Below are 13,041 nucleotides of genomic sequence, written 5' to 3' on the forward strand. Positions count from 1 at the left end.
TGGGGGTCAGGGGACGATGACCGTCTGCAGCTCGTTGACCTCGAGGTCGACTGCGCTGTTGGTGGTCAGGTTGATGGTGCCGCCGGGGCCGGCGAGAGAGGTCCACGTCACGGTCCAGTTCGTCGTGGCCGTGACCGTGAAGCGATCGCCGGGGTTCCGGCTCGAGGTCGACGTGTACTGGTAACCGCAGGTCGGCGACGTCGTCATGCCGTAGCCGACGTTGTACGGGGTGCCGGTGTTGCCGCAGGTCGTCGACGCGCCGTCGCCCATCTGCCAGCGAACGGACGTGGCCTGAGCGGTCGCCGTGATCGTCTGCCCACCCAGCGTCGCGGTCTCCGTATAGGGGCCCCAGGTCAGGGGCTCGGGGTTGTTGACCCAGAGCCAGATCGGCACCCCGACGTAGCCGCGACGGTGACCCCATTCCGGGTTGACCTCGGGAGCCATGCCGATGTCGATGCCGCGCAGGGCGAACGTGGAGATGAGCTGTTGAGCAGCGGCACCCGGAGTGAGCACCCGCAGCCCCGGCGGGACCGTCTCACCCCAGAAGTTGCTCTCCGTGCCCAGGCCCGGCGATCCACCGGGCGTCGGGTTGAACATGATGCAGCCGTAGTAGCCGGCCTCCTGCGAGTAGCCCGGCGGGCGGGCCGGCCATACGCCGTCCTTCATAAAGACGTAGCACTGCCGCGTGTTCGACCAGTACGAGTCGGATCCACCGCAGTCGATGATCGCGTAGAAGCGCTGGTAGGTGCCGCCCTCGAACACTCGAATCTGATCCTCGGTCCAGCCCAGCTGCAGAAGGCCAGACTGCGAGTTCTCGTAGTAGCAGGTCGGTGCGCCAGGGGTCCACCCGTTGCTGTCCGGGTTCGGCGCCGGATCCGAAGGTATCGAGATCGTGAGGTAGCAACGCGAAGACTCCGGGTCACACCAAACACCACCGGCAGCATTAGCAGGCGCAGCCGTGGCCATCAAGGTGCCTGCGATCAAGGCGATCGAGGCAAGGGCGGTGACTAGTCGTTTCAGCATGCGATCTCCCGAGCTACGGTCAGCAGCTCTCCCCCAGACTGATCAGGTTGTAAACCAGCCAGGTCTCGCTCTCGCTGTCGTAGACGACCTGGTAGTCGAAGGTGCTGCGAGCTTCGGGGCGCATGGCCTCCGACCCGTCGCTAGCCCAGACCTTGTACTCGCTCGCGTCCTGGCAGGCATTGATCGTGACAAGACCGTTCTCGATGCCTTCCCACTCCTGCCCGTAGGAAGCAACCGTTTCGTACTTGATCGCTCCCTCTGTGGTTGCGGGGCCTTCGACGTTCACCTGGTCGACGTTGAGAATCGGCCCCTCTGCGATGCCAGCTGCATCGTTGACAGCGACCTCGAGAGCTCGCCCGGTCGCCCACGCCTCAAGCGGCGCAGTATCGGTACCACCAGCTGCGTTGACCTCGCCCCGTGTGACGAAGTACTGGGTCAGCACGGTCTCCGCTGCGGTGATCGCCTCATCCTCGCTCGCCGGCGGCGGAACCTGTGCGTTGCTGGCGGTAGGCGTGGGGGTCGGGGTGTCTGTGGGGCTGGCGGTGGGGTTCTGGTTGCCGGTGCCCGTGCATGCGGTCAGCGTCAGTGCGGCGGCGATGATGCCGGCGATGGCGAGGCGCTTGATGCTCATGGTGGGGCTCCTATTGGGTGATCAGCTCTGCGGTGGCTGTGGCTTGGACGGGGAACGGCACGGGGAGGAAGGTTGCCGAGTAGTCGGTGTCGACGGTGACGGTGATGCGGTCGCCGCTGACGGCGACGCTTCCTCCGACGCCAGCGGCGGCGAGGTAGCCGTTGGCGGCGCTGACGGCTCGGTTGCTGTCGATCGCGGTGGTGCCGTCGATGATCGCTTGGCCGCTGACCGCGTTCGCTGCGGCTCGGGCGGCACTGGCTGCGGTGGTGTAGGCCTGCTGGTTGGCTTGCACCTTGCCGGCGCCGTCGACGACGAGTCCGACGATCGCGAGGAACGCGACGGTCATGATGACGAAGTAGATCGTCGCGACGCCCTTGTCGTCACGGAACTTGGCTTGGAGCCTCTGGATCATGGTTTTCATCGCCGCTCCCTGTAGGCGTCGACCGGAGAAGCAGCGGTGCCTGTGAGGTCGCGGGTGCCGGGGAGGCCGATCATGGCGGCGTCGCTGAGTGCGACGGTGCAGGAGACGGTCGCACTGACTCGGCCGGTGGTCCCGATCGGGGCGCTCAGGCCAGAGGCGTCGATGTTGACGGAGAGGGTGGTGCAGTTGACGCCGGACTGTTCCATCGAGATCCGCGCCATGTCTTCGGCGGCTTCCTGCGCCTCGGCTGTGGTGCGCGCGAGCGAGGCTTCGCGAGCTGCGGCTGACGCTGCGGACTCGACGGCATTGCCGGCCAGAGCGAGACGTCCGGAAGCTGCGAGCAGCACGAGCACGGCGGCGAGGGCCGGGGCGAGGATGGCGATCTCGAGGCCGGCGGAGCCGCGGTCGTCGCGGAGCTTGGCAATGAGGGTGCGGATGGTGCGCATCAGTTGACCCACCTTTCAGTGGGGCCGGTCACGGTGACGTCGATGTTGGTGGTCAGTCCGGGGACGAAGGAGGGGGCGTTGCCGGTGACGGTCACTGTCACGGTGTTGGCGCCGCGGTCGACCGCGACGGACGCGCCGCTGATCGGTGAGCCGGACTGGTTCAGGACAGCGAGGCCGGCGGTGGAGCCGTCTGTTCCGCTGGCGTTGTAGGCGCGGGCGGCGTTGTAGGCGCTGGTGGCGGCGGCGTGGGCGAGGTTGTTGGCGTGAAGGATGATGCCCAGGTGCAGGAAGACCGCGAGGACGAGCAGCAGTACCGGGGCGATGATCGTGTTCTGCAGCGTGGCCGCACCCCGATCACCGGCGAGCGCTTCTCTGAGGCGCTGCCGGTGACCGGGGTTGGTGGTGCGGACCATCTGCGGGTGGCTCTTTCAGCCGGTGGGGATCTGACCGGCGTAGGCGTTGATCGCGGTGACGATGATCGCCACGACGGCCACCGCGGCGAGCGCGATCCCGGCGGTCCAGATGACCTGCTCGAGGGTGATGGAGCCACGTTCGGGCTCTTCGGTGAAGCGAGCTGCCCGCCCGCGCATGCGGGACAGGAACTCTCGGCTCAGGGTCGACATAGGATCCTGGTTCCTTTCTCTCTCTGGGTGGGTGGTGCTTGGTCTACTAGGTATAGGCCCCGGTTTGGAGCCTTCGCGGACATCGGTGGATAAACAACCTTTCAGAAGAAAGCGTTGAGAACGAACGGTGTGCCGAGGAGGAGCATGAAGAGGACGCCGGTGAGGGTCATCGGGATGGTCATCTTGTTGGTTGCTTTGTTCGCCTCCGTCACTTCGTCATTCAGAAGTCGGTCCCGGAGGTTCTGCCCCCGTGCCCTGAGTGTCTCATATACCGATGCTCCTTGCTCCCCTGAGAGCCTGATCACCTTGGCGATTTCACCCAGGTCGGGGACGTTGATCTCGACGGAGAGCTGCTCGAGCGCGTCCCAGGGGGCGGTACCGGCGTAGCGGGCTTCGGTGAGGGTTTGGCGGATACGGACGAAGGCCCAGTTGCGTCCGACTTGGGCTGCGGACTCGAGGGCTTTGCCGGGAGGGGCGCCGCTGATGCGTTCGGATCCGACGAGCTCCATGTAGACGGCGACCGAGCGGGAGAACTCCTTGCGGGCGGCTTCGGCTTGGTCGCGGACGAGCAGGTTGGGCAGGTACCAGCCGCCGATGGCGAGGGGGATGCCGAACAGTGCGGGGATGTAGAACGCGGTCAGGCCGAGGACTTGGAAGATCAGTCCGATCGCGATGGGGGCGATGAGGCCGAGGCCGGCGGAGAGCACCTTCTGGTACAGGAACCGGTTGACGCTCATGCCGATCAGGCGCAGATCGCGGGTGGGGATCTTGAGCGAGGGGCTGTCGCCGACGCGACGGAGGACGGCTGAGCCTACCCGGTTCTCAAGGGTGGCGGCGTAGGCGGGGTCGGCGGCGACGGTGGTGGTGCCGATCCGATCGAGCGCTGCGGAGAGGCTGGGCTGGGTGGGCACCAGTGCGGCGATGACCAGCGCGAAGCCGAGCCCCAGGACGAGGCCAGGGAGGACGATTAGTGCGAGGTTCACTTCTCACCAGCTTTCTCGGAGGCAACGAGCAGACGGGGTGCCGGCACGCCGCGGCTGATGCGTCGCATCCACAGCAGTACGAGGGCGTAGCTGACGAGGTACGCGGCGAACAGGAGTTGACCGATCGGGGTGCCGTAGGGGGCGGAGTACTGCTGGGCGAGGACCAGAAGTACGAGCAGCGCGACGGTGAAGTAGACGACGAACCTGGCCTCGTTGCGCGGGGTGGCGCGGTCGGCTTCGATCTGTCGGCGCATCTTGACCCGCTCGAAGATGCTCTTGGCGAGATCCTCGAGCGAGGCGGCGAGACCGGAGCCGCGGAGCTCGGCCTTGCGGAGAAGATGCATCACGAGCACGTCCGCGGTCTCGTCGTTGAGATCGTCGGCAAACGCCTGCAGCGCCGCGGTGGTGGTCCACCGGGCGTTGATGCGCGCGACGAGCTGCGTGACCTGTGGGCGGATCGCTTCGGGGCAGCTGCTCAGCGATGCGGCGATGGTGCGTTCGAGGCCGGCACCGGAGACGGTGAGGCCGGCGAGGCTGCGGGTCCAGGACTCGAGGGCGTCGAGCTTGGCGATCGTGTTCTCCTCGGGGCCCTTCTGCAGCAGCCATGGCAGGCCGACAGCGGCGACGGGCACCGCGATCACGAGCAGCCACCATCCGGTGATCAGCGCGAACACCAGACCGACCGCGGCGCCGCCGACGAGCTGGATCTGCTGCGTGCGGGTGAAGTCGCGTGTCGCCTTCCCGCGAAGTGCGCTGCGCGTGGGCAGCCCACTGGTGCTGGGCTTATGGGCGGCGCCGAGGATGACCAGGATCGCGCCGGCCACCGCGACGATGATGCACAGAGCGAGGGTTGCGGTAGTCATCTCACACTCCCAGGTTCGCGGGATCGAAGCCGTAGAACTTGAGCTCCTCGAGGAGCCGCGGCGATGGCATGTCAGCGGTGATGAGGCTGCCGGTGGATCGGTCGAAGCGGAACACCTGAGAAGCCACAGGGCGGGAGTTGTTCTGCTCCTCGCCGGGCAGGATCTCGGCGATCTCGGTGACGACGCGGCGGGGCTTGCCGGTAGCGGGGTCGATGATCTTCGAGATCTGCACCACGATCTTGATGTTCTGCTCGATCATCCGGTAGGCGTACACGGGGGTCGTGTTGTTGCCGCGCGACAGCATCAGCGCCGACATGCGGTCGATCGAGTCGTCTGCGCTGGCGGCGTGCAGAGTGGACAGCGACCCGACACCGGACTGCATGGCCTGCATCATGGCGTAGATCTCAGGCCCGCGGACCTCACCAACGATGAAGCGCTGCGTGTCCAGTCGGAGGGTGTCGTAGACCAGGTCTTCGGGGGTGATCTCACCAGGCAGCCGCCCATCGGCGCCACGCTCCCCCTCCCCCGGCTTCGCCTCGAGCGAGACCACTCGAGGGTGGCGGTCGTTGATCTTGTGAAGGTAGAGCTCACGCTCCATCTCGATTGTGACGATCTTCTCCTCGGCCGGGATGCAGTCGGCGAGCGCGCGCAGCAGTGTGGTCTTGCCTGCGCCGGGGAAGCCGCTGGTGACGACGGAGACCCCGGCGATGACGGCCGCGCGGAGGAAGGCTGCCGCCTGGCGGGTGATGGTGCCGCGCTCCACGAGCTGGTCGAGGGTGACGTCGACGAGGCGGTGGATACGGATGACGATCGTGGGGCGGGTGGCGACGGGTTCGGCGATCGCTGCCAGGCGCGCTCCGCCGGGCAGGTCCATGTGCAGTCGCGGCCGGGCGCTCGTGAACGATCGTCCGCCCTCACCCGAGCGGGCGGCGAGCAGGTTGATCTCTCGCTCGAGCTCACGGTCATTCTCGGCGATCGGGTACTGGTACTTGACCACGCGGCCGTCCGCGTAGGAGATCCAGACGTCGTCGAACCCGTTGATGTGGATGTTCTCAACGTCGGGCTCGTCGACGAGCGGCTGCAGCCGACCCAGGCGGAACAGCTGGTCGAAGACGGCCTGCCGGATCGCGGTCTGCATCGGCGCCGGCCAGCGGCCCTCGCCGGGGCGTCGGGTCTGGTCGTCGACGCGAGCTCGGACCCGGTCAACGATGTGGTCCTGCGCTGTCTGCTCGCGCTGCTCGGCAGTGATGTCCATGGACTCGCTGAATACCGCGGCGAGCTCACGGGAGACCTCGTCGCGAATGGCGGCGATGTCGGCCCAGGGCAGATCGCTGCGCGCGTCGAGGGTGGTTTGCGGAGTGACCTCGGGTGCAGGCCGTTCGGGGGTGGAGGGCGGTGTCGGCACGATCGGAGCAGCAGGTGTCGTGGGGGCGGCTTCGGCCGGAGCGTTCCGCTGCGCCGCACGGGTCAGGTGCGCGGCGGCGTGTCCCAGGTTGCGCAGGCCCGTGTCGGCCGGTGCGGTCGTTGGTGCCTGCGGTGTTGCCGGTGCCGGCGCGGTGGCCGGTGCTGGCGCGGTGAAGAACGGGATGTTGCCCAGGTCTGCAGGGTCGGGCGTGGAGTCGCTCACTGCTGTCCCTCCCAGTCGGTGGTTGTGTATGTGCGGGTGTTGAGGACATCGCTGTAGCTGTGCAGCAGTGCGCCGATGGCCCGCGAGTAGGGGGTGCGCTGGGCACCGAGGGTGGGTGCGCCGACCGAGTAGATAGCGGCGCCCTTCGGATCCCAGGGGATGGTGCCCAGCAGGTTCATGCCGATCTGCTTGGTGACGGTCTTGAGAGGCCAGGTCTCCTGCGTGGTGGAGCGTTCGGTAACGAGGAGATCCACGTAGCTGGCGTGCCCGATCTCGTTGAGCGTGTTCAGCAGCCACTCGGGGACGGTGTTGCGGTTCTCGTCGAGGGATCGCCAGTGTGCGAGCACGGCTGCCACGGAGGGCAACGTGCGATCGGTGAACAGGGTGATGCTGTCCGCCTCGCGCAGTAGCGGGAGACGAGGGTCGTTGACGTGGAGGCGCCCGCCGTCGACGAGGATGTCGTAACCGGCGGACTCGTAGGGTCGCAGCGCGTCGAGCAGTGCCCGCCAGAAGTGGGGGCCCGCGCCGGCGGCGCCCTGCAGGCTCTTGAAGCCGGGGATGAGCACTGAGCGGGGGCTGAGCTCGACGGTCTGCTCCCAGAGCTTGTCAGGGGTCAGAGCGCCGTACTGGTCTGCGACGGCCGCTTCGGTCAGTCCGGTGCTGTGGTAGACCTGCCCGCGGATGAGTCCGGGGATGATGCTGCTGGTCTTGGTGGTGTCAGCCTCGACGAGGATCACGGGCTTGGACCAGTTGAGGGCCAGGGCGCCGGCGGCGGTGGTCACGCCGGGGGCGCCGGACGCGCTGGCAAGGAAGATGATCGCCATGCGGGGTCACTCCCCCGTCGAGTCGATGACCAGCGCGACACGGCCGGTGGCGGCACGAGCGGCGATGTCGGGTGCTTCACGGTTCGGCACGACCAGGTCGACAACCCACACCTGGGTCTCAGTGTCGTAGGTGGCGGTGAACACCGTGGCGTCGAAGCTCTTGGGGGTTTCGACGGGCGGGTCGCCCTGAGTGACGGGGGTCTCGACGACACGGACGTTGTCGCCTGCTGCGAGCTGGTAGCCGGGCATCTGCGCCTGGGTGAGCGTGACGCCCACGATCGAGGAGCCGGACGGCACCGCGAGGGTGTCGCCGGTGTTGGCCGACGTGATGAGGGTGCCAGCGGGCAGGTCGACCAGCGCGGTGGTTCCGACGAGGTCGGCGGCATCCGCGGCGGAGACGGCGTCGACCTGCTGCCCGCCGGCGAGCTGGATGGTCGTGAGGTCGTCTGTGGTGATCGTCTCCCCGCGTGAGACATCGACGCTGGTCGCCATGACGCTGACGGTGCGGGTGAGGTTCGTGGTGACCCACCACACGCCGATTCCGCCGAGGAGGACAAGCGCGATGCCGAGGGCGATGATCGCGGGGCGCCGGCGAGACTTCGTCGGCTGCAGGACTGCAGGAGTGAGTCCTTGCTTCTGCTCGCCCTGCTCGGTGGTGTCTTTCGTGCGCTTGCTCTTGCGGTCAGTGGTGGTGGTCATTGGAAGTCAGTCCTTCAACGTGGGCGGATGTGGCGTAGGTGTCTAAGCAGTTCGGTGAGTGTCTCATATACCGCTGTCGCGACAGCTGGTCTTCTGCTGTAGCTGGACACCGCACCGTCTATTCGAGAGGCGGAAGGAATGCCTCGTAGGCGGTGATGATGACGAAGTTCCGGGAGGGAGCATCGAGTTCAGCGGTGACGCGATCGAGGATCGCGCGGTACGACGGGGCAACGCGCACGGTGTGCTTGACGCGAGGCCCCGCATCAGTGACGGGGGCGGGACGCTTCTGCCGGTTGAACAGATCCGTCCAGTCCTCGTCAGTCTCTTCTCCGCCGGCGGTGGCCTGGCGGATCAGTTCAGGAAGACGCTTATAGGTGGCCGAGACGGCGTCCAGGAGGACCGTCTGGTGGCTCTTGCGCGTCTTGGCCATGTACGCCTGCAGTCGGTCGTTCAGCGGGACCGGAAGGTGGACAGGGACGCCCTTGGTCGCGGTCTCCCGCTCCTCCCCCTCTCCCCCGTCTTCGTCCTCCGCGCGGGTCGTGCGAGTCGGCTGCTTGCGCGGCGCCTGCTTCTTCGCAGGAGCGGCCGCAGGTTCGACCGCCGCTGCAGGGACGGGCTCGGTGGGCGGAGCCTGGTCGACGGTGGGCTCCACGGGTTCTGCGGGAGCCGGCGTCGGCACGGCGCGGCGGGTGAGTTTTCCGAGATCCTGGCGTGCCACGTCAGGCCTCCTTCATCTGGTTGGCCCACAGCGATGTGAGCTCCAACGCGACACTGGTGTAGTCGGAGATCGCTGCTTGGTTCTTGCGGGAATCGGTGTACTGCGTGACGACCTTGCCGTCGTAGGGAGCGTCCTCGATGCTCGCGGACAGGCGGATGTGACGCTGGAACCGCGGGAGTCCGATCTGTCCTTCGATGAACTCGACGGTGTCGAGCTGCTCTTCCCAGTCCTCGAGTCGCCGCCCGCCTCGGCGGGTGTCGATCTTGTTCAGCAGGAGTCGGTAGGGCACCCCAGTCGGGATGATGTGCTCGGCGAGCGTGTCCGCGACGGACTCGATGGCCATGGTGGCCGCTTCGAGCGGCAGGACGATGAAGTCGGCGACCTGCAGGACTGCGGTGAGAACGCCGGTGTTCTCATGGCTGCCAGGTGTGTCGACGAGGACGATGTCGTATCCGTCGAGGTCACGCAATCCCATGATGTTGTTGGGGTCGACGTCGGCGGCGAAGTCGAACGGAAGGTCATCCCCCGCGCGCTCGGCCCAGCGTGCTGCGGACTGCTGCGGGTCGACGTCGACCACGAGCACATTGTTAGCGCGGGACAGCGCGGCCGCGAGGTTCATGACGGTGGTGGTCTTGCCCACCCCGCCCTTCTGGTTGCAGACGCCGATGATTCTCACGATCGGCCTCCACGGCTGAGGGCGTTGGCAGCGGTCGCGCCAGTCGAGCGCGCGGTGTGCGGATGTGTGGCGCGGGTATGGGGCAACTGTGGCGGGTTCATGGGCGCCAGTATAGCGTCACATTCACGCCTATATGCAACAACAATCGCGCGTGTCTGGCGCGACACATGCGCTAGAGCATGTGGAGCTACGGCGCTAGAACTGTGCGATGAACGCGCTCTGTCGGTGCAAGAACAACGCAAGCAGAGCGCTTGACAGTGCGCATCATCTAAAACAAGACCCGCGCCATAGTGGCTACATACGGGCACAAGCAATGCGCAAGTAAGGGGCCGTACAGGCGACAGCCGGGCGCTCGTAATGCGCACGTTAGAGCGCAACAGCATGCGCGGGTAGGGCGATGTAATAGCGCGAATATTGCAGTTGATATTGCGGATGGCTGGCGCGGGTATGGCGCGGGGGTTGCTCAGCGTATCGCGCAAGTGATGCGGTGATCTGGCGGGGGAGTGGCGGAGGCTATCGCGGTGTTGCTGCGAGGGTACAGCGCAGAGCATGGCGGCGGGGTGGCGCGTGTGTAGCGCGGCGCTGGCGATGGTGGGGTGCGCGGTGTCGCGAGGGCTGGTCATGGAGTCGTGGTGGGGCATCCAAACGATGGATGCGGGCGTAGACGGGCCTGTGCGGCCTGCTGAGGCGATTTCGGCCATGAGGAGGGCTCCGAGTGAGGCGGAGGGGAAGACAGGGCCCCTGGGGGCCATCCAGAGGCCCTGTCTGTCTGGGGGGGCGGAGCGGGAGTGTTGCTCCGGCCTGTGGGGAGCGCTCGACTCGTCGACTGCGCTTGCCCCCTGGATGGCGGGTTGGCTCAGCTGCGGCGCGGGGCGTAGGAGACCTTGGCCTCCATGTCGCCGCTGACGGCCTGCATGAGCTTGGTGCGGATTCGGCACACTCGGCGGTTGAGCGTCTCCCGGCTGACGCCGAGCTCGACAGCTGCTTCCTCACGCGCCACACCGGGATCACCCTCCGCGAGCTCGATGCGAGCAAGCAGCTGGACCTCGTCGCGGCGGAGGGTGCCGGAGTCGATCGCCCAGGTGAGGATCGTCACCAGATCCCGGAAGACGTCATCGCTCTCGTCGGGGCCTGCGATCTTCTCGAGCAGCTCGTCTTCGACCGGCATTGCGTCGACGCTGTGCTCGCTGCCGAACCAGACTCCGAGGTTCTTGATCGTCTCGAGGCGGATGTTTCCGGAGACGGAGTGGACCCGCTCGAGCGGGTAGGTGTGAATGACCTCCCAGAGCACGCCGATCGTCGCGGTACGGGCGTCGGCGGGGGAGTGCTGCCACAGGCTGCGCATGCTGCTGCAGCTGCTCGGCAGCCGCAGCGCGAGCGGCATGAACGACTTGAGCAGGACGCGGCCGGCGATGGTATCGCCGGCGTGCTCGAGGGTGAGCAGCTCGAGCAGGAGCGCGTCGCGCTGTTCGGGAGCTTGCGGCTGCCGGATGAGGTTCACGGCCTCATCGCCAGTCAGCTCGCCGAGCGTTCCGAAGTGGTGAGTGGTGTGGGAGTGGAAGCTGTTCCACTCATCGAACAGCTGGTCGGCAAGAGGTGATGTCTTCGCCCAAGCAGTCATGAGAAATGGCCCTTCGTCGTGACGTCGGTTGACGAAGGGCCACGTTCCTCAGCACCCCTGGTTCAGATCCTGGAAAGTTCCGGCCGGGCAGGAGAGCGCCCGATCGGCGGATGCTGGCTTCGGTGGATCTGAGTTGCGATCCGATGCTGTAAATACCTGTTCAGGGGCGGTTTCCATGCCTCGCTGCATGGGCGCAATATCCACGCAAGATTTCTTCGATCCGCGATGTCCGCGAAGGGCCGAAAACCCGGCCTATACAGATATGCCCCCGTTGGTCGGGAGGCATCAGGACTCCGCGGAAGGGACAGAAACGTGAGCGAGAGCAGCACCGCAGACAGCGCCGACGACGCCATGTGGGAAGGATTCAAGCCCGACGCTGCACGCGCGATCCGTGCGCGCCAGGGGTTCGAGGAAGCAGTGGCGAGCACTCTCGACGCACCCTTCGACCCCTCCACGCATGGTCGCGTGGTGAAGGCGGTTGAGGAGCTTTCGGCAGCGGTGCCGGCAGCTCTGCGGGTGGCGCAGCTGCGAGTGGGAGGAGCTGCATAATGGCGCGTCGTGAGAAGACGTCGAAGCCGGCCAAGGAGACGAAGACCGTCCCGGCACAGGGGAGCAGCTGGACCCATGGTCGGCAGCTGGGCGGCAAGCTGCTGTCCGCGCTTCTGTTCGCCGCGATCGCGTGTGGGCCTATCGCGCTCTTCGCCGCGGCCGCACGTCCGGCGCCCGTCGTCGCCGCAGCGCCCGAGGCGCAGGCAGCGGGACTGAGCACGCAGCAGCAGGCTGCCGGCGGTTACGCGGAGGGCTTCGTCTCCTCGTGGCTGAGCGCGACGAAGGACGCACCGGGCGACCTGGCTACCTACGTCGACCTGGCGGCGCTGCGGCAGCTGTCGGTCACGGCCTGGGAGTACCGCGACCTGTCCGTGGTCTCCATCACGCCCGTCGACGGCTCGGACTTCGTCAACGTCGTCGTCGCGGCGAACATCAAGGAGCTGTCGGTGACGGACTCCGACGACACCAGCACGACGAGCTGGCCGCGCCGCTACTTCCAGGTGGCGATCGCGGTCAACGGGGACACGGTGAGGGCAGTCGGTCTCCCGGCCCAGATCTCCGCTCCCGTCCAGGGCGAGACAACGTCGCTGGTCTACAAGCAGACCATCGGATCCTCTGACCCGTCCGCGGAGACAGTGTCGGCGTTCCTCGGCGCGTACCTTGCCGGCTCGGGTGACCTGTCCCGATACAGCGCCCCGGACACATCTTTCGTGGCGATCTCGCCCGCCCCCTACGTGATGGTCAACGTCGAGGAGATGCGGTCAGACCTGACGCCTACGGAGTCCCCGAGCGATGGCGACACCCTCAAGGTGCTCGCGACCGTCTCACTGCTGAGCCCGCTGGACCAGCAAGTGACCTCGACGTACACGCTCACCCTCACCGCGCGTGCCTCCCGCTGGGAGGTCAGCGCCATTGATCTTGCACCGCAAGCGGTCTCCGACAAGGGATCGACAACCCCCACGCCGACACCGTCCGGTAACGGCAACTAAGGAAGGAACACCAACCATGTTCGATTGGATCAACGGGATCACCGCTGATGCGACGACTGCTTTCCGGGCGGTCGTGTTTCTCGCAGCAGCAGTGATCTTCTTCGTCGTCGCCGCCAAGGTGCGGTTCGCCATGGCGACGACCATCATCACCGGCATCGCGTGCGGCCTGGCCATGTTCCTCGCCGCCGGCGGTGGCGAGTGGGTCATGGGCCTCATCCAGACCGAGACCGTCGACGCCATCGGAGTCACGATCCATCAGATCGCAGCTCCGGCGGACGCCCTGGTGCTCAACGAGACCACCACCGCGGCCGGCGACACGGTCTACCGGCTGGTCGCGTAAAGGGGCGA

The 13,041-nt window shown here is 66.7% G+C and carries 17 protein-coding genes; 3 read left to right on the forward strand and 14 right to left on the reverse strand.

From position 1 onward, the window contains the following. Positions 1 to 6 precede the first annotated feature (6 nt). The 14 genes from AB0300_RS17370 to AB0300_RS17435 form a co-directional block, all read right to left on the reverse strand. A complete protein-coding gene (locus AB0300_RS17370; protein WP_253247343.1) occupies positions 7 to 762 on the reverse strand; it encodes a hypothetical protein in 756 nt (251 codons plus the stop codon). 280 nt (positions 763 to 1,042) lie between these two features. After that, positions 1,043 to 1,654 carry a hypothetical protein gene (locus tag AB0300_RS17375; protein WP_005052688.1) on the reverse strand — a complete coding sequence of 204 codons (612 nt, stop codon included), beginning with the start codon at positions 1,652 to 1,654 and terminating at the stop codon, positions 1,043 to 1,045. A 10-nt stretch (positions 1,655 to 1,664) separates the two neighbouring features. Beyond that, entirely contained in the window at positions 1,665 to 2,075 is a 411-nt protein-coding gene (locus AB0300_RS17380) for a pilus assembly protein TadG-related protein (protein ID WP_005052691.1), read from the reverse strand. Further along, a complete protein-coding gene (locus AB0300_RS17385; RefSeq protein WP_005052692.1) occupies positions 2,072 to 2,521 on the reverse strand; it encodes a hypothetical protein in 450 nt (149 codons plus the stop codon). Before AB0300_RS17385 ends, AB0300_RS17380 begins: the two co-directional genes overlap by 4 nt. Beyond that, on the reverse strand, positions 2,521 to 2,934 hold the full coding sequence (locus AB0300_RS17390; protein WP_005052695.1) for a TadE/TadG family type IV pilus assembly protein: 414 nt from the start codon (positions 2,932 to 2,934) through the stop codon (positions 2,521 to 2,523). The genes AB0300_RS17385 and AB0300_RS17390 overlap by 1 nt, the downstream gene beginning before the upstream one ends. A gap of 15 nt (positions 2,935 to 2,949) precedes the next feature. Beyond that, positions 2,950 to 3,144, reverse strand: a complete 195-nt coding sequence (locus AB0300_RS17395; protein ID WP_005052697.1) for a hypothetical protein — start codon at positions 3,142 to 3,144, stop codon at positions 2,950 to 2,952. A 101-nt stretch (positions 3,145 to 3,245) separates the two neighbouring features. Continuing rightward, positions 3,246 to 4,127, reverse strand: a complete 882-nt coding sequence (locus AB0300_RS17400) for a type II secretion system F family protein (RefSeq protein WP_005052700.1) — start codon at positions 4,125 to 4,127, stop codon at positions 3,246 to 3,248. Continuing rightward, the gene (locus AB0300_RS17405) at positions 4,124 to 4,990 is read right to left on the reverse strand and encodes a type II secretion system F family protein (RefSeq protein WP_005052702.1); all 867 of its coding nucleotides are present in this window, start codon (positions 4,988 to 4,990) and stop codon (positions 4,124 to 4,126) included. The genes AB0300_RS17400 and AB0300_RS17405 overlap by 4 nt, the downstream gene beginning before the upstream one ends. A gap of 1 nt (position 4,991) precedes the next feature. After that, on the reverse strand, positions 4,992 to 6,617 hold the full coding sequence (locus AB0300_RS17410) for an ATPase, T2SS/T4P/T4SS family (protein ID WP_005052704.1): 1,626 nt from the start codon (positions 6,615 to 6,617) through the stop codon (positions 4,992 to 4,994). After that, on the reverse strand, positions 6,614 to 7,441 hold the full coding sequence (locus AB0300_RS17415; RefSeq protein WP_005052708.1) for a hypothetical protein: 828 nt from the start codon (positions 7,439 to 7,441) through the stop codon (positions 6,614 to 6,616). Before AB0300_RS17415 ends, AB0300_RS17410 begins: the two co-directional genes overlap by 4 nt. 6 nt (positions 7,442 to 7,447) lie before the next feature. Continuing rightward, positions 7,448 to 8,140: an SAF domain-containing protein gene (locus AB0300_RS17420; RefSeq protein ID WP_005052710.1), complete on the reverse strand. Its 693-nt coding sequence runs from the start codon at positions 8,138 to 8,140 to the stop codon at positions 7,448 to 7,450. 118 nt (positions 8,141 to 8,258) lie between these two features. After that, the gene (locus AB0300_RS17425; protein ID WP_005052713.1) at positions 8,259 to 8,858 is read right to left on the reverse strand and encodes a hypothetical protein; all 600 of its coding nucleotides are present in this window, start codon (positions 8,856 to 8,858) and stop codon (positions 8,259 to 8,261) included. Position 8,859: 1 nt separating this feature from the next. Next, complete coding sequence (locus AB0300_RS17430; protein ID WP_005052715.1) at positions 8,860 to 9,534, reverse strand: ParA family protein; 675 nt, start codon at positions 9,532 to 9,534, stop codon at positions 8,860 to 8,862. An 856-nt stretch (positions 9,535 to 10,390) separates the two neighbouring features. Further along, a complete protein-coding gene (locus AB0300_RS17435; RefSeq protein ID WP_005052717.1) occupies positions 10,391 to 11,155 on the reverse strand; it encodes a hypothetical protein in 765 nt (254 codons plus the stop codon). A gap of 312 nt (positions 11,156 to 11,467) precedes the next feature. Between AB0300_RS17435 and AB0300_RS17440 the strand changes: the two genes are divergently transcribed. The 3 genes from AB0300_RS17440 to AB0300_RS17450 are packed head-to-tail and all read left to right on the forward strand — an operon-like array spanning position 11,468 to position 13,033. Continuing rightward, positions 11,468 to 11,704: a hypothetical protein gene (locus AB0300_RS17440; protein ID WP_005052720.1), complete on the forward strand. Its 237-nt coding sequence runs from the start codon at positions 11,468 to 11,470 to the stop codon at positions 11,702 to 11,704. Further along, positions 11,704 to 12,693 carry a conjugal transfer protein gene (locus AB0300_RS17445; protein WP_005052723.1) on the forward strand — a complete coding sequence of 330 codons (990 nt, stop codon included), beginning with the start codon at positions 11,704 to 11,706 and terminating at the stop codon, positions 12,691 to 12,693. The genes AB0300_RS17440 and AB0300_RS17445 overlap by 1 nt, the downstream gene beginning before the upstream one ends. Positions 12,694 to 12,709: 16 nt before the next feature. After that, a complete protein-coding gene (locus AB0300_RS17450; RefSeq protein ID WP_005052725.1) occupies positions 12,710 to 13,033 on the forward strand; it encodes a hypothetical protein in 324 nt (107 codons plus the stop codon). The last annotated feature ends 8 nt before the right edge of the window (positions 13,034 to 13,041 follow it).

The sequence above is a fragment of the Microbacterium sp. NPDC078814 genome (assembly GCF_040702645.1).
Taxonomy (GTDB): Bacteria; Actinomycetota; Actinomycetes; order Actinomycetales; family Microbacteriaceae; genus Microbacterium.

What these genes read in the sequence shown, in the direction of transcription:
- AB0300_RS17375 (WP_005052688.1), bottom strand. Translation starts at nt 1,654, where the DNA reads ATGAGCATCAAGCGCCTCGCCATCGCCGGCATCATCGCCGCCGCACTG.
- AB0300_RS17380 (WP_005052691.1), bottom strand. Translation starts at nt 2,075, where the DNA reads ATGAAAACCATGATCCAGAGGCTCCAAGCCAAGTTCCGTGACGACAAG.
- AB0300_RS17385 (WP_005052692.1), bottom strand. Translation starts at nt 2,521, where the DNA reads ATGCGCACCATCCGCACCCTCATTGCCAAGCTCCGCGACGACCGCGGC.
- AB0300_RS17390 (WP_005052695.1), bottom strand. Translation starts at nt 2,934, where the DNA reads ATGGTCCGCACCACCAACCCCGGTCACCGGCAGCGCCTCAGAGAAGCG.
- AB0300_RS17395 (WP_005052697.1), bottom strand. Translation starts at nt 3,144, where the DNA reads ATGTCGACCCTGAGCCGAGAGTTCCTGTCCCGCATGCGCGGGCGGGCA.
- AB0300_RS17405 (WP_005052702.1), bottom strand. Translation starts at nt 4,990, where the DNA reads ATGACTACCGCAACCCTCGCTCTGTGCATCATCGTCGCGGTGGCCGGC.
- AB0300_RS17415 (WP_005052708.1), bottom strand. Translation starts at nt 7,441, where the DNA reads ATGGCGATCATCTTCCTTGCCAGCGCGTCCGGCGCCCCCGGCGTGACC.
- AB0300_RS17420 (WP_005052710.1), bottom strand. Translation starts at nt 8,140, where the DNA reads ATGACCACCACCACTGACCGCAAGAGCAAGCGCACGAAAGACACCACC.
- AB0300_RS17435 (WP_005052717.1), bottom strand. Translation starts at nt 11,155, where the DNA reads ATGACTGCTTGGGCGAAGACATCACCTCTTGCCGACCAGCTGTTCGAT.
- AB0300_RS17445 (WP_005052723.1), top strand. Translation starts at nt 11,704, where the DNA reads ATGGCGCGTCGTGAGAAGACGTCGAAGCCGGCCAAGGAGACGAAGACC.
- AB0300_RS17450 (WP_005052725.1), top strand. Translation starts at nt 12,710, where the DNA reads ATGTTCGATTGGATCAACGGGATCACCGCTGATGCGACGACTGCTTTC.